This is a genomic window from Rhizobium quercicola, from assembly GCF_021168455.1.
Lineage (GTDB): Bacteria > Pseudomonadota > Alphaproteobacteria > Rhizobiales > Rhizobiaceae > Ferranicluibacter > Ferranicluibacter quercicola.
On record NZ_JAJOZR010000017.1, the window covers coordinates 72,568 to 89,741 of the forward strand.

17 protein-coding genes and 1 pseudogene are annotated in these 17,174 nt (G+C 62.2%); 6 read left to right on the forward strand and 12 right to left on the reverse strand.

From position 1 onward, the window contains the following. The first annotated feature begins 82 nt into the window (after positions 1–82). Positions 83–2,035 carry a Tad domain-containing protein gene (locus LRX75_RS21325; RefSeq protein WP_231816653.1) on the forward strand — a complete coding sequence of 651 codons (1,953 nt, stop codon included), beginning with the start codon at positions 83–85 and terminating at the stop codon, positions 2,033–2,035. Positions 2,036–2,043: 8 nt separating this feature from the next. On the opposite strand, the gene LRX75_RS21330 is transcribed toward LRX75_RS21325, so the two are convergent. The 3 genes from LRX75_RS21330 to LRX75_RS21340 all read right to left on the reverse strand — a co-directional run bounded on the left by LRX75_RS21330 (position 2,044) and on the right by LRX75_RS21340 (position 4,774). Beyond that, positions 2,044–3,417 carry an ATP-binding protein gene (locus tag LRX75_RS21330; RefSeq protein WP_231816654.1) on the reverse strand — a complete coding sequence of 458 codons (1,374 nt, stop codon included), beginning with the start codon at positions 3,415–3,417 and terminating at the stop codon, positions 2,044–2,046. 87 nt (positions 3,418–3,504) lie between these two features. Beyond that, a complete protein-coding gene (locus LRX75_RS21335) occupies positions 3,505–4,206 on the reverse strand; it encodes a response regulator (RefSeq protein ID WP_113150622.1) in 702 nt (233 codons plus the stop codon). Positions 4,207–4,321: 115 nt separating this feature from the next. Beyond that, positions 4,322–4,774, reverse strand: coding sequence for a MarR family winged helix-turn-helix transcriptional regulator (locus LRX75_RS21340; RefSeq protein ID WP_132662831.1), 453 nt, complete (start codon positions 4,772–4,774; stop codon positions 4,322–4,324). A gap of 294 nt (positions 4,775–5,068) precedes the next feature. On the opposite strand from LRX75_RS21340, the gene LRX75_RS21345 reads away from it, so the two are divergent. Then, positions 5,069–5,245 (forward strand): hypothetical protein, encoded by a 177-nt coding sequence (locus LRX75_RS21345; RefSeq protein WP_231816655.1) that lies wholly within the window; start codon positions 5,069–5,071, stop codon positions 5,243–5,245. Between the two features lie 258 nt (positions 5,246–5,503). After that, the gene (locus LRX75_RS21350; protein WP_231816656.1) at positions 5,504–6,145 is read left to right on the forward strand and encodes an MBL fold metallo-hydrolase; all 642 of its coding nucleotides are present in this window, start codon (positions 5,504–5,506) and stop codon (positions 6,143–6,145) included. 83 nt (positions 6,146–6,228) lie between these two features. Here the strand turns inward: LRX75_RS21350 and LRX75_RS21355 are convergent, their stop codons facing one another. The 5 genes from LRX75_RS21355 to LRX75_RS21375 all read right to left on the reverse strand — a co-directional run bounded on the left by LRX75_RS21355 (position 6,229) and on the right by LRX75_RS21375 (position 9,292). Continuing rightward, positions 6,229–6,651, reverse strand: a complete 423-nt coding sequence (locus LRX75_RS21355; RefSeq protein ID WP_113150619.1) for a BA14K family protein — start codon at positions 6,649–6,651, stop codon at positions 6,229–6,231. A 302-nt stretch (positions 6,652–6,953) separates the two neighbouring features. Beyond that, a complete protein-coding gene (locus LRX75_RS21360) occupies positions 6,954–7,169 on the reverse strand; it encodes a cold-shock protein (RefSeq protein ID WP_062476090.1) in 216 nt (71 codons plus the stop codon). 477 nt (positions 7,170–7,646) lie between these two features. Continuing rightward, the gene (locus LRX75_RS21365; RefSeq protein ID WP_231816657.1) at positions 7,647–8,555 is read right to left on the reverse strand and encodes a DMT family transporter; all 909 of its coding nucleotides are present in this window, start codon (positions 8,553–8,555) and stop codon (positions 7,647–7,649) included. A 78-nt stretch (positions 8,556–8,633) separates the two neighbouring features. Next, positions 8,634–8,822 carry a hypothetical protein gene (locus tag LRX75_RS21370; RefSeq protein ID WP_231816658.1) on the reverse strand — a complete coding sequence of 63 codons (189 nt, stop codon included), beginning with the start codon at positions 8,820–8,822 and terminating at the stop codon, positions 8,634–8,636. Between the two features lie 5 nt (positions 8,823–8,827). After that, positions 8,828–9,292 (reverse strand): hypothetical protein, encoded by a 465-nt coding sequence (locus LRX75_RS21375; protein ID WP_231816659.1) that lies wholly within the window; start codon positions 9,290–9,292, stop codon positions 8,828–8,830. 404 nt (positions 9,293–9,696) lie between these two features. Between LRX75_RS21375 and LRX75_RS21380 the strand changes: the two genes are divergently transcribed. Together LRX75_RS21380 and LRX75_RS21385 are read left to right on the forward strand one after the other, a co-directional pair. Further along, positions 9,697–10,899, forward strand: coding sequence for a pyridoxal phosphate-dependent aminotransferase (locus LRX75_RS21380; RefSeq protein WP_113150616.1), 1,203 nt, complete (start codon positions 9,697–9,699; stop codon positions 10,897–10,899). A gap of 22 nt (positions 10,900–10,921) precedes the next feature. Continuing rightward, the gene (locus LRX75_RS21385) at positions 10,922–12,076 is read left to right on the forward strand and encodes an MFS transporter (RefSeq protein ID WP_231816660.1); all 1,155 of its coding nucleotides are present in this window, start codon (positions 10,922–10,924) and stop codon (positions 12,074–12,076) included. An 82-nt stretch (positions 12,077–12,158) separates the two neighbouring features. Here LRX75_RS21385 and LRX75_RS21390 read toward each other — a convergent pair whose 3' ends face one another. From LRX75_RS21390 to trxB, 4 genes are all read right to left on the reverse strand, one after another. Next, on the reverse strand, positions 12,159–13,286 hold the full coding sequence (locus LRX75_RS21390) for an alkene reductase (RefSeq protein ID WP_231816661.1): 1,128 nt from the start codon (positions 13,284–13,286) through the stop codon (positions 12,159–12,161). A gap of 37 nt (positions 13,287–13,323) precedes the next feature. After that, the gene (locus tag LRX75_RS21395) at positions 13,324–13,617 is read right to left on the reverse strand and encodes an ArsR/SmtB family transcription factor (RefSeq protein WP_231816662.1); all 294 of its coding nucleotides are present in this window, start codon (positions 13,615–13,617) and stop codon (positions 13,324–13,326) included. Positions 13,618–14,283: 666 nt separating this feature from the next. Then, a complete protein-coding gene (locus LRX75_RS21400) occupies positions 14,284–15,180 on the reverse strand; it encodes a LysR family transcriptional regulator VtlR (RefSeq protein ID WP_113150612.1) in 897 nt (298 codons plus the stop codon). A 111-nt stretch (positions 15,181–15,291) separates the two neighbouring features. Further along, positions 15,292–16,266 (reverse strand): thioredoxin-disulfide reductase, encoded by a 975-nt coding sequence (trxB, locus tag LRX75_RS21405; protein WP_231816663.1) that lies wholly within the window; start codon positions 16,264–16,266, stop codon positions 15,292–15,294. 369 nt (positions 16,267–16,635) lie between these two features. On the opposite strand from trxB, the pseudogene LRX75_RS21410 reads away from it, so the two are divergent. Further along, positions 16,636–17,046 (forward strand): annotated as a pseudogene (locus LRX75_RS21410) (glycosyltransferase family 2 protein); the annotation flags it as partial. Between the last annotated feature and the right edge of the window lie 128 nt (positions 17,047–17,174).

Consider the following 17,174-nt stretch of genomic DNA (forward strand, 5'->3'; position numbering starts at 1 on the left):
TGCCACGCTGCCCGAGGCCTTCGCGCAGCCGTTCAGAAAGTGTACCTATATGAGAGACATCTGCAGAGACGACGAAGGATCGATGGCGATCATGTCGGCGTTCTGTATTTTGCTGATCACGATGACCTGCGCGCTCGTGCTGGAGACCTCGTCGCTTTACGTCGAGAAACTTCGGGCGCAACGTGCGACCGATATCGCAAATCTGGCCGCAGCGAATACGGCGTCGGCGATCGTCAATGGTGGAGCCAGCAACACGGCGCTTGCGACAGCCAAGCAAATGGCTGTGGCGAACGGATTTCAGTCCAGCGACGTCGTGGCGAGGGTGATGGCAGGGAAGTCGGGCATTTCCGAACTTTCGGTGGATATCCAATACGACAGCACGCTCACTTTCGCTCGACTGCTGACGACAAATGATGCGGTTTCCGTTGATGAATCGTCGTCAGTGCGCATCATGTCAAAATCTTCGGACGGCAATTGTATTCGGTCGATGCTCGGACCAGTCAACCTCTATGGCAACGCCATAATCGATGGTCCTGGCTGCTACATCGAGGCTGCAACCTATCTCTATGTTTGTGGTAAAGCTGCCGTTGCGGCCAAGAAGGTTGCCGTTGGCTACTCTCGTCAATCGGAGAAGGCCTACATCTGCAAGGATGCGCAGATCGATCCGGCGTTCTCCAGTTTTACTTTTGACACGACCAGCGTCGATCCATTGGCGCCCGATCCACGAATCGCGGCCATCAAGGCACGTCTTCAGACCATGACACGCTGGGCCTATGGTACGAAGATTCCGGAAACGCCACTCAATCCGACAATTCCCATCGGCAAGGATGAGAGCTACGCAGATAACACCGTTTCACTGTCTCCGTCGCGTCGTTACGGTACGCTGACCATCTCCAACTCCGTCGTGGCCTTTACCGGAACCGGGCAGGCAGATCCGTATTGCTTGGCGCCAACGACGATCAGCGGAAACATGATCCTTTCGGGGGTCAACCGGCTGACATTCGGGTCCGGTTGTTACGCCATCGCCGGCTACGTCAGGAACGAGGATGGTGCTTCCACGCGTTTCGACCCTCTGCCGGGTGCACAGGTCACATTCGCGCTCAAGCAGTATATTGACAACAGGACTGCTGAACTTTCTTTCGGAAATATGGCGTTTTCCTTTCTCGGAGATGTCCGCAATGCGAACGGCGGGACATTGACGTTCGGCAAGGGATTGTTCCGTTTCGGAGCCGGCATCATCAACGGCAACGGACGCCTATCGTTTGGCGATGGCGCCTATTACGTGGCCGGCGGCTCTCTCATCAACGGAGCGGGGTCCATGACCTTCGGCAACGGGGTCTTCTACCTCTGGGGCGGATCTCTCTCCAACAGCTCCACCGGCTCCGTCACGTTCGGCAATGGCGGGTTCTATTTCTACGGAGGAACGGTGACCAACGTGAAGGGACGCATGACCTTCGGCGACGGGCCTTTCGAGTTCTCCGGCGGATCGCTGGCGCTCAATCCCGGCTCCGATACCACCTTTGGCTTCGGCGATATGAATTTCTACGGTGGTACGGCTTACTTCCACGGCGCCAGCACACTGATCGGGCGAAACGCGATTGGCGATTCCGTGGGCGGTTCCAGTTCGGTTTTCTTCTATGGCGGGTCTTTCTCCATGAAGTCGGAGAAGCTCGTCGCCGTGGGAACGACGTTCGCTTTTTACGGCGGGAGCGTCAGTCTTTACGGCGTCGGCCCAATGAACGTGACGGCGCCCACGGGAGGTCAACCGGCATTTGGCTATCAGAACATTCTGTTCTACGTTCAGGGCGGGGCTTTCAGCCTTTACCAGTCGAATGTCACCGATATCCTGTCGGGTATCATCTATGTTCCCAAGACGAATATTTCGATCTATGGCAGCCAGACCGTGACAATTCCAGATGGCGGCTGCCTTCAGGTCATCGGAGGTGTCGTGGATATCTACCAGAAGGCGTCGTTGGAGATGCAGCCTTGTAGCGGGGCGGGAACTGTAGCCCAGAGGGTGATGCTCACCCGGTAAGTCCGGCCTCAGGCGGGAACCCGCGCGACCGCCCGCAATCCCCCGAGCGGGCTGTCGGAGAGGATGACGTTGCCGCCATGGCTTCTGGCAATGTCACGGGCGATGGACAGGCCGAGGCCCGTGCCGGTGCTGTCGAGGTTGCGGGCCTCGTCCAGCCGGAAGAAGGGCTTGAAGACCTCCTCGCGGGAGCGCTCGGGTATGCCAGGGCCATTGTCGTCGATGGTGACGGACAGCCAGCGCTGGCCGTGCCGCGCTTCGACATGGATCGTGTCGGCGTAGCGATAGGCGTTGGATGCGAGGTTGAGGATGAGGCGCGTGAAGGCATTCGGGCGCACCCGCACCTCGTCGTCGCCTTCGATCACGGTGGTCAGCGTCTTGCCGTGCAGTTCAGCTTCGGCTGACAGGCGGGTCATGATATCCGTCAGCTTCAGCGTGCCGACATCTTCCTCCGCCTCGCCGCGCACGAAGGCGAGATAGCCTTCGAGCATGCTCTGCATGTCCTCGACATCCTGGTTCAGCGGCTGCAGATCGGGGTTATCGCCGGCGATGGCGAGCTGAAGCTTGAAGCGGGTGAGGATGGTCCGCAGGTCGTGGCTGACGCCGGACAGCATCGTGGTGCGTTGCTCCATCTGCCGCTCGATGCGTTCGCGCATCTGGATGAAAGCAAGGCCAGCGCGGCGAACCTCCTCCGCGCCGCGCGGCGAGAAGTCGTCGATCTTCTGTCCCTTGCCGAAGCTCTCGGCGGCGCGTGCCAGATGCAGGATCGGCCGGATCTGGCCGCGCAGGAACAGGATGGCGATGAGCAGCAGGACCAGCGACGCGCCGACCATCCAGACGATGAAGATATGGGTGTTGGAGGCGTAGGCGGAATTGCGGCGCACGGTGACGCGCAGGATGCGGGCGCCGTCGAGCTTGATGCGGATGTAGACGTTGTCCTCGCTGGAGGACGTATCCAGCCAGAAGGGCAGCTGCGTTTCCTGCCGGATCTCGTCGGACAGAATGCGGTTGAGGATGTCGAAATAGGGCTGGCGCACCGGCATCGGCAATTCGCCGCCATTTTCGAGCGATATGACGAGGCCCAGCTGTCGGCGGGCGATCGTCTCGATATCCGGATAGGAGGCGGGCGGCATGGTGTTGATCAGGTCGATCACCGCCGCGATATCGGAAGTAACCGCCGCCGAGAGGCGCTGCGTGACGAGCTGCCAGTGCCGCTCCATGAAGACAAAGGCGACGATGGACTGGAGGAGCACCATCGGGATGATGACGATCAGCAGCGAGCGGGCATAGAGCCCCATCGGCAGGTGCCGGCGGAGCCAGCGGGCGAACGGGCTGCGCGGCTTTTCCCCGCGCTCCGTCTTCGTCTGGCGAACGGCCTCGATCATCACGGTCCTCCGGCTTTCCCGGCCTGTTGGCGCTTCGTCGGAAGCGATCTCTCGCCGCCGGCCGATCGTCGGCCGGCAGGGCAGGTCTCAGTCCACCGCCAGCTTGTAGCCGATGCCGCGCACGGTCTGCAGCCAGACGGGATTGGACGGGTCGTCCTCGATCTTGCGGCGCAGGCGGTTGATCTGGACGTCGATGGTGCGCTCGCCGACCTCCGTGTCGTCGCTCACCAGCTCGTGTCGCGGGATCGTCTCGCCGGCGCGCTGGGAAAACAGCATCATGATTTCCTGTTCGCGGTCGGTCAGGCGGATATGGTCCGCGCCGCGGCGCAGCTCGCGCCGGACGACGGAGAAGGTGAACGGGCCGAAAATGACCTGCTCCACCTTCGGCGACTGGACGGGCATGTTGCGGCGCAGGATATTGTTGATGCGCAGGACCAGCTCGCGCGGGTCGAAGGGTTTCGGCAGATAGTCGTCGGCTCCGGCTTCCAGACCCTCCACACGCGCATTGGTCTCGGCAAGCGCCGTCAGCATGATGATCGGCACGGTCTTCAGGCGGCGCAGGCTCTGGGTGAGCGAGATGCCCGTTTCGCCCGGCATCATGACATCGACGATGAGGAGGTCGAAGTCGATTCCGGAGAGACGGCGGCGCGCCTCGTCGGCATCGGCCGCCGTCGTGACGCGAAAGCCCTGCTCGACCAGATACCGGTTGAGGAGGTCGCGAATGCGGCGGTCGTCATCGACGATCAGAAGATGCGGCGCGTCGTCGGGAAGGGAAAAGGGTTTCGTCATCGTCGTCGCTCTCTGGAGCCTCTCCGGTCGATGCCGGCTCACCGGAGCGGCTCCCGCTCCTTGTTTTCAACGGTGCGGCCTGACAGCGAAGCCATCGCGCATCGTCGCAACGGCCCTAGACGGGGCCGGTCTTCATGCTGGCAAGAAAGCGGCGCACGACATCGCGGCCGCCGGGGCCGACCTTTGCCAGGGCATCGGCTATGCGCTTCGACTGTGGCTCCGCCAAGGCCTTGGCGAGCGCCTTGCCCTCGCGGGTCGTGTAGAGCATGCGCTGGCGCCGGTCTTCGGGGCCTGCGACCTGATGGATGTAGCCGCCGTCGATCAACTGCTTCAGCACGCGCGCCAGGCTCTGCTTGGTGATCTTCAGCGTTTCCAGAAGGTCGGCCACCGTCATACCGGGCTCGCGATCGACGAAGTGCAGCACGCGATGGTGGGCCCGGCCGAAGCCGCGCTTTTCGAGAATGACGTCGGGGTCCGAGGTGAAGTCACGATAGGCGAAGAAGAACAGCTCGATCAGCTCGTAGTCGAGGCCGTTGCGCTCGGCAGGGGACGGCTCGGCAGGGCGCATCTTCTCCGCGGGGGGAATCTGTTCAGCCAAAGGTGTCTGTTCTGCCAAATGTCTGTGTCCTGCGGATCTGTGGCCCCTTGGGAGGGGATCGCCATCGCCATGCCCTAAAGGCGCGGCCGCGACGTCCTGCTCTTTCTACCGTTTGCATCGGCGCTCTGCCAGCAGGAAAGCGTGTTTGTTGCCGCTTTGCAACAGCGTCTTTCGACCGTCTCGAAATTGCCGCACTTGGCCGCCGCAGGGCGGAACCTTTGTCGCGGCAACCGCATTGCGGGCTCAGATACAAGGACCCGCGCCATGCAGACCGAAACCATCGCCCCCGTCTCCTCGACCGCCGAGCAGCTCCGTCCGGTCGTGATCACCGTCGTCCTCGCCAAGATCGCCGTCTTTGCGCTGCTGATGACGACGATCAACTATCCGGTGCTGCCGACCGTCAGCGCCGATAATGCACTGGAGATCGCAGCCGTCCGCTAAGGCGTGTCACGAGCTGTCAGGTTTTCTCCATACCCTTACCGGTTCGGCGTTTCGCATGTCGCGAGAAACCGGGCGCCGTTTTGCGCGACTTGCCGCAGCGATAAACAGGGGCGCACGGACGTTCTGCCCGATTGCCTGTTTCCCCGCCGGTGCGTTCCGCCTATATCGGCTGCGCGTCGCCACCGTGCCGGCAAGGCCAGCGTCGCTTGGTTGGACGAACAGCCTTTGCAGAAGGCCTGTTCATAGGCGAGGGCTCTCATGCTTCAGGCAGGCATCATTCCGGTTACGCATTTCCAGCAGAACTGCACCATTCTTTTCGACAGCGAAACGAAGGAAGGCGTCGTCGTCGATCCCGGCGGCGATGTCGATGTGATCCTTCAGACGGTGCGCGAGAACGGCATCGACCTCAAGGCCATCTGGCTGACGCACGGCCACATCGATCATGCGGGCGGCGCCAAGGAACTGAAGGCGGCGACCGGTATGGAGATCATCGGGCCGCACGAGGACGACAGGCCGCTTCTGGAAAAGCTGGAGGCCCAGGCCGAGCGCTTCGGGCTGACGATGAAGGTCGAGAACGTGCTCCCGGATCGATGGCTTTCCGATGGAGAGACCGTCTCCTTCGGAACTCATGTCTTCGACGTGCTGCACTGCCCCGGCCACGCGCCCGGTCACGTCGTCTATGTCAACCAGGCCCAGCGGTTTGCCCATGTCGGCGACGTGCTGTTCCACGGCTCCATCGGCCGGACGGACCTGCCGGGTGGGAATCACCAGCAGTTGCTCGACTCGATCCGCACCAAGATCCTGCCGCTCGGCGATGATTTCGGTTTCATCTGCGGTCATGGGCCCGGCGGGCAGATCGGTGAGGAGCGGCGCACCAATCCCTATCTGCGCGGGCTCTGATGCCGCGTCATGGGCACCGGATGTGAAAAAGGCCACGCTTCCGGGAAGCGTGGCCTTTTTCGTGAGAGTTCTTCGCGCGCCGATCAGCCGGCGTTGCAGAAGTAGGAACGACCGTCATAGCCGACGAAGGTGCCGGTGCGGGAGTCGAACGAGCGGTAGCGGTTCGAGCAGTAGCGGTACCAGGACGGAGACCAGGGCTCCAGCGAGCCGTAATTGTTGACGACCACAGGGCGCGGGCGGCGATAGACCGGTGCCGGCTCGTAATAATCGTCGGCCGGCGGGTCGATATAGACGCGCTCTTCGTTGCGGTAGCGCGGCGCGCTGGCAATGGCGCCGCCGACGATCAGGCCGGTGGCAAGGCCGACGGCGCCGAGCGCCAGGCCGTCATTGCCGCGATGATGATGGCGACGATACCGCCAGTCGTCCGCATGCGCCGGCGTCATGCTCGGCAGCACTGCAGAGAGCGAGGCGATGGAAAGAACTGCAGCTTTGACCAAGGTTCTCATAGCGTTGATCCTGTCTCACGGGACGAAACGGCTCGTCCCTTACGATGACCCCACATTAGGTGAGCCAAACTGAATGCAGGGTGAACGGTTCATTTTCGTGGCTGCTGGGGGAAACCCGGATTTTTTCGCGCAAGACCGGCAAACGCCGCTGCGCGTACGCGTGCGGAGAGGCAACATCATCGGGCATGAACCCGGCCGGGCGAGGGCGAAGCCGGGTCGGGCTGCGCATGCCTGCCGTCGCGGGCTGAAAAACCCGGCGCTGAAGCCGGGTTTCCGTCATCGGTCGTTCGGTGGCTGACGTCTCAGCCGGAAACGTTGAGGTTTACGGCCTTCGGACCCTTGCCGCGGCGGTCCGGCTCGGTGTCGTAGCTGACCTTCTGGTTTTCCGTCAGGCCATTGAGGCCGGAGGCCTGCACGGCGGAGATGTGGACGAAGATGTCCGCGCCGCCATTGTCAGGCTTGATGAAGCCGAAGCCCTTGTCGGTGTTGAAGAATTTTACAATGCCAGTTTCGGCCATACGTCAGGTCCTTTTTCCTCTGCCCGGGTGCGGCGGGCAGCATTGCGAATGTGCCCATGGGGCGAGTGGCAGGCATGTCTCGACTGTGAGGAAAGGTCCCGTCATTCATGTCCCGTATCGGATCTACCGCCCCGACACTGGACACCCGGAGAATTTTTGCGTCTCCGGTGCGCATTTATTCTTAAGGTCTTCCCGTGTTCGCAGATTGCCCGAACGCACTAAACTTGATGCGTTTATTTTCAATTGGCAAGCAAAAGTTTATCGAAACAAGTCAGTCATTTGCGTTTGTCTAAAATCGACGCAGCTGCCGATAAACCTCGCTTTTACCTCCTGTATTGCAAGCTATTGAAAAGATTTTCGTTTGAGGGCGGGCTGGTCAAAAAACAGGCTGAATGCGACGCGAGATGTCGCCGGCGTGCCTCCCCCGCGAACCGGCGCCGCGCGCGTGTTCGAGGGTGCCGAAGTTGTAAGATCGAGCTAACCCACTGACGAGACAGGGCTCTCGGCGATTTTGCGGCGGCCGAGCTCGGGCACGATCTCCACCATCAGCATGGCTGCGAAAATGATGATGCCGCCGAGATAGCCGATGGGGGCGATGGTCTCGCCCAGAAGCAACACGCCGAAGAATGCTGCAAACAATGCTTCGCTGGACAGAAAGATCGCAGCCTGCGGCGCCGTCGTGTAGCGCTGCCCGACGACCTGCAGGGTGAAGGCGACGCCGCTCGAGAAAATGCCGGAATAGAGCAATTCGGTCTTGGTCGCCAGGATGGCCTCGAGCGACAGGGGCTCGAGAAACAGCGCGACGCTGCCGGCGAGTAGCGCGCAGGTGGCGAACTGGATGAGAGAGAGTGCAAAGGGACGGCCGCTGGACTGGGCGAAGACCGTAATGAGGATGACCTGCACGGCGCAGAAGAGTGCGGCCAGAATGGTGAGCAGATCGCCGCCCGTCAGCGCCGACAGGGCGCCGCCGGAGAGGAGAAAGATGCCGAGGGTGGCCAGACCGGCCGCGGGCCAGATGACCCAGTGCGGGCGGCGGCGCAGGAAGAAGACGGTGAGGATGGGGACGAACACCACGTAGAGACCGGTGAGAAAGCCGGAATTGGCGACCGTCGTCGTCATGATGCCGATCTGCTGGGTAAGGGCGGCGAGGAAGAGCGAGACACCGATGGCGATGAAGCCGGTGAGGTGCCGTCCCGACAACGGGACCGCTGCCCGGCGGCGCTCCCGCAGCGCGAAGGGGGCAAGCACGATGACGGCGATGAAAAAGCGCAGGCTCGTGAACCAGAGCGGGCCGATGGTCTCCATGGCCGTGGATTGCGAAACGAAACCCGCGCCCCAGATGGCGCCGGCAAGAAGGAGAACGAGATTGGCCTGAATGCGCGTCACGAACTGCTCCTCAACCGCTTGTCCGGCTTTCGGCTAGCAGGCTGAGAATGTCATGACAAGGCTGCGCGCCCGCCGGATCTAAAGCGCTGCGACGAAGACCGCGCCCGGGCCGGCGACGATGCGGCTTTGCAGGAAGAGGCCCTTTCCGACGAGCATCATGCCGGCCAGTGCCACGATGACGATGGCGGCGACGACGATGGTCTCCAGCGCGTTGAGGCCGGAGAAGAGGCCGGGGCGGGTCTGTTTATGATCGGGTTCGGACGCCATGACGGTCATGCTTCCCACGAGAGGCCGCGAACCTGCCAGCGCCAGAGGCCGAAGCTGACCGCGGCCATGGCAGCGCCCGCCAGCAGCATCAGGCCGATGGCGATATGGCGTTCCGCCGGCATGATGCGGCCGGGCAGGGAGAAAGCGCTGATGCTGGCAAGCTGGCGCGCCGAGAGAATCGCGCCCGTCGAGATGCGATCCGGCTCCGTCATGGTCGCATCGTCCAGCCAGAGCATCGGGCTGTTCACCGTCGAGCCTGTCGCCTCGATCAGCGCCGGTGGCTTGCCGAGCGGAAACAGTGCGTCATCCGTCTGCTCGCCCGCCTGATGGATCGACAGCTCCGTCTGCCACGACGTGTCTCCGGTTTCGCCGGCAACGGCGCCGCCCGCGCAGGCCAGCGTCGCCGCGATCGCCAGCCCATAGACCGCGCGGCGTGGGAGCGACAGGGCAGGTGGTGCGGAAACGGACATAACGGACCTCGGTGGCAGGCGACGGGGGCTGTGGTGGACAGGATGTAAAAGGCGCTCCGAAATCGGCTTCATATCGACCGAATTGCGGCATGCTCCGGCAAATGTCGTGGCAAAAACAAGGCGACGGGATAGAGCGGAAATAACTGTTTTTATTAAGGAAAAATAAACGGATACGGCAGGCTTCGCGCGAGCTTCCGGGGGCGCGAAATCACGGTTGCGATACGTGATTCGCGGCTGGTCCAGCATTCATCGACGCCGATGATGGAACCCATCAAACCTCGTCATGGCGGGCCGCGTGACGGCCTTTCCGCTTGAATTGACCGGCTACATTCGACATACAGCTAACGCTCCGGGCCAATTCCGTGCCGGGGCATCCTTGTCGAAACCATCAGGACCGTCCCATCATGGCCTTTCTCGCCGACGCTCTTTCCCGTGTGAAGCCCTCCGCCACCATCGCCGTGTCGCAGAAGGCACGCGAACTCAAAGCCAAGGGCCGGGACGTGATCGGACTTGGCGCCGGCGAGCCGGATTTCGATACGCCCGACAACATCAAGCAGGCCGCCATCGAAGCGATCAACCGCGGCGAGACGAAGTATACCCCTGTCTCCGGCATTCCCGAGCTGCGCGAGGCGATCGCCAAGAAGTTTAAGCGCGAAAACAACCTCGATTACACCGCGGCGCAGACGATCGTCGGTACGGGCGGCAAGCAGATTCTGTTCAACGCCTTCATGGCGACGATGAACCCCGGCGACGAGGTCGTCATTCCCGCGCCCTACTGGGTGTCCTACCCGGAGATGGTGTCGATCTGCGGCGGCACGCCCGTGTTCGTCGAGGCGACCCAGGCCAACAATTTCAAGCTGACGGCCGAGGATCTGGACAAGGCGATCACGCCGAAGACCAAGTGGTTCATCTTCAACTCGCCGTCGAACCCTTCTGGCGCCGCCTATTCCCATGACGAACTGAAGGCCCTGACCGACGTGCTGCTGAAGCATCCCCATGTCTGGGTGCTGACCGACGACATGTACGAGCACCTGACCTATGGCGACTTCAAGTTCGCAACGCCGGTCGAGGTCGAGCCGAAGCTTTACGAGCGGACGCTAACCATGAATGGCGTTTCCAAGGCCTATGCCATGACCGGATGGCGCATCGGCTACGCGGCCGGTCCCCTCCCGCTCATCAAGGCCATGGACATGATCCAGGGCCAGCAGACGTCGGGCGCCTGCTCGATCGCCCAGTGGGCGGCCGTCGAGGCCCTGAACGGCACGCAGGACTTCATTCCCGAGAACAAGAAGATCTTCGAAGGTCGTCGCGATCTCGTGGTGTCGATGCTCAATCAGGCAACCGGCATCGAGTGCCCGTCGCCGGAGGGTGCGTTCTACGTCTACCCCTCCTGCAAGGGGCTGATCGGCAAGACGGCGCCCACCGGCAAGGTCATCGAGACGGACGAGGACTTCGTCTCGGAACTGCTGGAATCCGAAGGCGTCGCCGTGGTGCATGGTTCGGCTTTCGGCCTCGGTCCGAACTTCCGCATCTCCTATGCCACGTCGGAGGCGCTTCTGGAGGAAGCCTGCAAGCGGATCCAGCGCTTCTGCGCCGCCTGCAAATAAGCAACGGAAAAGGCGCGCCCCTTTGACACTCGCCGGGCATCACAGGATCTACATCTGCTTCTTCCTGTTTGCCGTGGCGCTGGGGGCGCTGCTTGCGCGCATGCCCGACCTGCAGCTTGCGCTGCAGGTCGATAAGTCCGAACTCGGCCTGACGCTGATCGGCATGGCCATCGGGGCGTTGATCTCGCTCACCGTGTCCTCGCCGCTGATCGAGCGCCTGGGTCCGAAACGGACCGCCTATATCACCGTGATCGGTACGGCGACCTGCTACGCGCTGGTGCCGTGGATGCCCGGCGCCGCTGGCGTCTTTGCCGTGCTGCTCGTGGCGGGCATGCTGGCCGGGGCGCTGGAAATCAATCTCAATGTCGAACTCGGGCGCATCGAGGCGGCCATCGGCCGCAGCGTCATGAACCGGGCGCATGGCTGCTGGAGCCTCGGCTTCTTCGTGACGGCGCTCGTGGCGTCGTTCATCCGCCAGTCCGGCGTGTCGATGCAGGTCCATCTCGGCATGACGCTGCTCGCGGTCGTCGTCTTCGCCTGGGTGGCGATCCGCGGGCTTGAGGCCGCGCCGGTGGATGCGACGCATCGGCCGGAGGAAAAGGCGCCGGCCTTCGCCTTTCCGACCGTCGGCCTGCTGCCGCTCTGCCTGATCGGCATCGCCGCCTTTCTCGTGGAAGGCGCGGGCATCGACTGGTCGGCGATCTACATGCGCGATGTCTTCCAGTCGGAACCTTTCGTCGGCGGGCTGGGGCTGACGCTCTTCACCTTCTTCATGGCGCTGGTGCGCATGGTGGCCGATCCGATCGTCGAGCGCTTCGGCAGCCGTGCCGTCGCGGCCTCGCTCCTGGTGCTTTCGGCGATCGGGATCGCGGCCGTCGGCCTGTCGCCGCATCCCGTCGTGGCGCTGTTCGGCTTCGCGCTGATGGGGGCCGGCTGCAGCGCGGTCTATCCGCTCGCGGTGTCTGCCGCGGCCCAGCGCCGCGACCGCGCGCCGCATGTCAATGTCGCCTCGCTCGGCCAGGTGACGTTCATCATCTTCTTCTTCGCGCCGCCGCTCCTGGGTTTCGTCGCCGAACATGCCGGCATTCGGGCCTCCTACTTCCTCTGCCTGCCGCTGGTCATCGGCGCGCTGTTCTGCGTACCGGCCTTGAAGAGCGTTGCGGTGCGGAGCGCCTGACGCCAAGTGCCGCATCCGAGCTGGGGGCCATGAAAAAGGCCCGCATCGCTACGGGCCTTTCTTTCATCGATCGAAGCGGTGGTTATTCCGCGGCCTGCTGGGTCAAAGCGGGGTAGTCGGTATAGCCCTTGGCACCGCCGCCATAGAGGGTGTCCGGGTCGAGCGCATTCAGCGGGGCATCCTGCGTCAGGCGTTCGACAAGGTCCGGGTTCGAGATGAAAGGCTTGCCGAAGGCGACGAGATCGACGCGGCCGCTCTCGACCGACTCGATCGCCAGCTTGCGATCATATCCGTTGTTTGCCATCCAAGCCGCCTTGCCGCCGGCGGCCTCGTAGGTCGCGCGCAGGGCTGCGAAGTCGAACGGAGTGTCACCCTGCTTGAAGTCACGATCGCCGCCGGTCGCGCCTTCGATGACGTGGATATAGGCCAGATCGTGCTTGGCGAGGCCCTTCACGACATGGTCGAACAGCGGCTGCGGCTCGGGATCGAAGGCGTCGTTTGCCGGCGTGACGGGCGAGAGGCGGATGCCGGTGCGGCCTGCGCCGATTTCGGCGACGATGGCGTCCGTGACCTCGAACAGGAAGCGGGCCCGGTTCTCGATGGAGCCGCCATAGGCGTCCGTCCGCTCATTGGTGCCGGAGCGCAGGAACTGGTCGATCAGATAGCCGTTGGCGGCATGGATCTCGACGCCATCGAAGCCTGCATCGATCGCCGCACGCGCGGCCTTGCGGTAGTCCTCGACGATGCCCGGGAGCTCGGACGCTTCCAGCGCACGCGGCTCGGATGTCGGAACGAACTCGCCCGTGCCATCGGGGTGGCGGATGTAGGTCTTGGACTTGGCGGTGATGGCCGAGGCGGAAACCGGCTGACCTTCGCCCGGCTGCAGCGAGGTGTGCGAAATGCGGCCGACATGCCACAACTGGGTGACGATCTTGCCGCCGGCCGCGTGAACGGCGCTCGTAACCTTTTTCCAGCCGTCCAGCGCTTCCGGCGTGTAGAGGCCGGGAACATCGGCATAGCCCTGGCCCTGATGGGTGATGGCCGTGGCTTCGGTGATGATGAGGCCGGCGGTGGCGCGCTGCTCGTAATAGGTGACGTTCAGCGTGTTCGGCACGGCGCCTGGCGAGCGATTGCGCGTCAGCGGCGCCATGACGATGCGGTTGGCAAGCGCAATGTCGCCGGCGGTCGTGGGGTCGAAGAGAGACGTCATGGAATGTCCTTTCCAGTCGGGTCGGGGGAGGGAAGCTTCAGAGGGCTGTGCCGATTTCGGCAAGGAACGCCTGAATGGTGTCTTCGTTGCGCTTGTAGAAGATCCACTGGCCGACACGTCGTGTCGTCACCAGCTCCGCGCGCTGAAGGATGGCGAGATGCGCCGATATGGTGGATTGCGACAGGCCGACCGTCTCGAACTGGCTGGCGCAGACGCCCATTTCGACGGGGTGGGCCTGGGACGAAAAATGGGCGTGCGGGTCCTTCAGCTTGGTCAGAATCTCGACCCGCTTGGGATGCGCCAGCGCCTTGAGGATTTCGGTCAGGTCCATTTCAACCCATCGCACGATGGCGATCTCTGCATTGTCTTCTCCCGATATGTGGATCGTCGAAATACGATTTACAAGATCGGCTGGCGAGAATCCGGAATGCGGGCAAAAAAAAGGACCTGCGGTCAAACCGAGGTCCTTGAGATGTGAAGGTCATACAACCTCCAGAGGGGAACAGCTGGTGCGGTGATACTGGGAGGGAATATGATCACCAAGTGCATCAGCTGAATTTGATATGGGAAAGGATTGTGACGAATTCAACATTCGCATCGCGATTTCGGTGAGAAAATTGCGGGCGGATGCCGCGGGCTGTGCGCAAAGGCAGAGCAAAATCCGGACAAAAAAAGAGGGCGCCAAGTGAACTTGGGCCCTTTTAAATTATGAAGGTTATTCAACCTCCAGAGGGGAACAGCTGCTGCGGTGGCACTGGGAGGAAAATCGCCACCAAAGATGCATCAGCTGAGGTCGGTATGATCGTTTCTTAGGCGGCCAGCAATCAATTTCTATGCACATCAGCCATGCGCTGGACGCAGCTCTGCTCAAGTTTCGAGCAAAGTAAACGCATAGCTGCTCCCGACGGCTTGCCGCCGTCAAAGAAGTGTAGCGTTAACAGGGTGTTGATCCGCGATTTTCGGATGGCTGATATTTCGGCACCGCTAGAACGCGAGGCTAGAAATTCCAGTTTCGTGCCTTGGAGACGATAAAGTCCCGGAAGACCTTCAGCTTTGCCGCATTTTTCAGCTCGTCGGGATAGCAGAAATAGGTGTCGAACGACGGGATGTCGGCACCGATGGGCAGCTGGATCAGGCCGGGATCGCGCCCGACGATGTAGTCCGGCATCATGGCGATGCCGATACCGAGCAGGCAGGCGCGCTTGATCGAGGTCTGGCTGTTGATCTGCAGATGCGAATTGCGGGGATTGTCGCTGTCGCGCCCGGCGATCGCGAGCCAGTTCACGTCGAGAAGGTAGTTCGGTGCCGGTTCGCCGAAAGTGATGATGCGGTGGTTGTCGAGATCCTCGATCGACTGCGGCTCGCCATGCTTGTTGATGTAGGAGGGGGCGGCGTAGAGGTGCATGTGCACCGTGAACAGCTTGCGCTGGATCAGGTCCGACTGCTGCGGCTGGCGGAGACGGATGGCGCAGTCGGCGTGACGCATGTTCACGTCCAGCTCCTCGTTGTCGAGGATGAGCTGAACCGACATATCGGGATACAGCGCCAGAAACTCCTGCACCTTGTCCGTCAGCCAGCCCTGGCCGAGGCCGACGGTGGTGGTGATGCGCAGCTTGCCGGAGGGCTTGTCGGTCGTTTCCGTCAGGAGGACCTTCACGCTTTCCAGCTTCATCAGCACTTCATGGGCCGTGCGATAGAGAATTTCGCCCTGTTCCGTCAGGATCAGGCCGCGGGCGTGGCGATGGAAAAGCTTGATGCCGACGTCCTGCTCCAGCGAGGAGACCTGACGGCTGATGGCGGACTGGGAGAGATGCAGCTTGTCGGCGGCATGGGTGAAGGAGCCTGCTTCCGCCGCCGCATGGAAGATGCGCAGTTTATCCCAGTCAAGCGGCATTCCGTCCCCCCACCCGACGCCTGCAAGGGACAGCATCGATGCTTCCCCTCATCCGGCGCGTCTTTCGTTCCCACATGGCACCATCGGTGGTGCCTCGTTCTCTCGCAGCGTCTACTCGGCTGCAATTGCGACGGGCATATGACCCGCCAGAAATTTCTCGGCTTCGAGTGCGGCCATGCAGCCCATTCCGGCTGCCGTGATCGCCTGCCGGTAGATATCGTCGGTTACGTCGCCGGCGGCGTAGACGCCCTCGACATCGGTCGCGGTCGAATCGGGTGCCGTCCAGAGATATCCGTTCGGCTTCAGTCGCAGCTTGCCCTTGAAGAGCTCGGTGGCCGGCGCATGGCCGATCGCCACAAAGACGCCGTCGATCCGCATGTCCGACGTCTCGCCCGTGCGCGTGTTGCGCAGGGTGACGCCCGTAACCGAGGCCGGCATGGGCGGCTTCGGCGGCGTGCCGGTGTAGGCGGCGATCTCGTGGTCCCAGACGATCTTTACGTTCGGCTTGGCGAAAAGACGCTCCTGCAGGATACGTTCGGCGCGGAAATGGTCGCGGCGGTGCACGACCGTCACGGTCTTTGCGAGGTTCGACAGGTAGAGCGCTTCCTCGACGGCGGAGTTGCCGCCACCCACGACGATGACATCCTTGTTGCGATAGAAGAAGCCGTCGCACGTGGCGCAGGCGGAGACGCCGAAGCCCTTAAAGGTCTCTTCCGTCTCGATGCCGAGCCATTTGGCCTTCGCGCCGGTGGCGATCACGATCGTATCGGCCGTCCAGACGGTGCCGCTATCGGTCGTCAGGCGGAACGGGCGGACCGAGACGTCCACAGAGGTCACGAGGTCGTTGACGATCTCGGTGCCGACATGCACGGCCTGCTTCAGCATCTGCTCCATCAGCCACGGACCCTGGATCGGATCGCCGAAGCCCGGATAGTTTTCCACATCCGTGGTGATCATCAGCTGGCCGCCCTGCTCCATGCCGGCGATGAGAACGGGATTGAGCATGGCACGCGCGGCGTAGATGGCGGCGGTGTAGCCGGCCGGGCCGGAGCCGATGATGAGGAGTTTCGTGTGGCGGGACGTCATGGCGTATCCTTGGGCGCGGTCTCAAGCCCAGATTCTGGGGCATGCGCGCGAAACGGGCGATTTTGATAACGGCAGAAGTGCTCAGAGTAGGTATGAGGGTCAAGCGGTTTCAAGTGCGCGGGACAGGATTACCACATTTGATTGTCAACGGTACCGGCTTTTCCGCCCTCCGGCGCGGATCGGCCCGTTGCCGTGCGGAGCGCCGGTGGGGGCCGAGCGGCAGGAGACAGCCAGCACGACGTCCGTCATTCTCCTGAAAATTAAACATTAGTAATTTATCGTATTTTCTTCTAGCGTGCACCATCGGTCCGGGGCGTCGATCATGTGTCTTCATCCCCGTGCCGGAACGTCGTCGATGGTCGAGACATGATGCACAGCAGAATAGAACTTAGCCAGAAGGCCACGCCTCTTGCCGTTTCCGTCTTCATCATCTGCAAGAACGAGGAGTCCTATCTCGAGAACTGCATCGCGAGTCTGGCCGGATGTGCAGAAATCATCATCGTCGATTCCGGCTCGACCGACGGCACCTTGTCGCTCATCCGTCGGTACATCGCCGAAGGCTGGCCCATCCGCCTGTTCGAGGAGGCATGGCGGGGCTATGCCGGGCAGAAGCAGTTCGCGCTCGACCAGTGCACGCAGCCCTGGTGCCTGAATATCGACTCCGACGAGCGGCTGGACAGTCCGCTTCGCGCAGCCTTGCCGAGCCTTCTGAATGCGGAGCCCGAGGTGGTTGCCTGGAGGGTCGCAAGGCGGCCGTATCTCATCGGCTACGGGTTCACGCGATCGTGTCCCAGCGAGTGGTGTAGCTGGATTTCGTAGCCATCGGTAATTTCCGGTAGGGTCGGGTTGCTTAGAACCAACCTGAAGGACACCACCGATGACCGACGATATGATGAACCTGCGTTCGC